The organism is Hungatella sp. SL.1.14 (genome assembly GCF_024460495.1).
Classification (GTDB): domain Bacteria; phylum Bacillota; class Clostridia; order Lachnospirales; family Lachnospiraceae; genus Hungatella; species Hungatella hathewayi.
This window is the reverse complement of record NZ_JANFYJ010000120.1, coordinates 1-444: the sequence shown is the minus strand read 5'-3', so window position 1 is coordinate 444 and position 444 is coordinate 1. Positions and strand designations below refer to the sequence as shown.

Here is a 444-nt window from a genome sequence, read left to right as displayed (position 1 = left end):
CTCGTCTCCAACGTTGTTCTTATTCTCGTCTCCGGCTGCCCTTACATAGCTTACCTTTCCAAGGTCGCCTTCCTATACCACTGCTCCGCTGCTTACCAGGTCATCATAGTTTCCTGTAAACTCCGGATCCTTAGTTCCATACGTCTTTGACGCGCTGTTCACCGTGATGGTCACATTTCTCGGCCTGATCACTACCGCCGCACCTACGGCTTCGGTTTCCTTGTAATTCGGATTCGTCGCCTTTACGTATACGGTATGTGTTCCTGCTTCCGTAAAGGTCGGGGCCGTCTCACTGTATTCTGTTCCGTTGGTTGAATACAGCAGCGTAGATCCTTCCTTCTCCGCAGACGCACTTATCAGCCCATACGCCTTTCCATCATACTCTACAGTCTGGCCTTCTGCCATCACACGGTTTCCTGCAGCAAGGTTCACGATCAGGTCTTC

At 51.4% G+C, this 444-nt stretch carries 1 protein-coding gene; it reads right to left on the bottom strand.

From position 1 onward, the window contains the following. Positions 1-72: 72 nt before the first annotated feature. A partial coding sequence (locus NE473_RS30240; RefSeq protein ID WP_256265563.1) for an MBG domain-containing protein occupies positions 73-444 on the bottom strand: 372 nt, incomplete at its 5' end.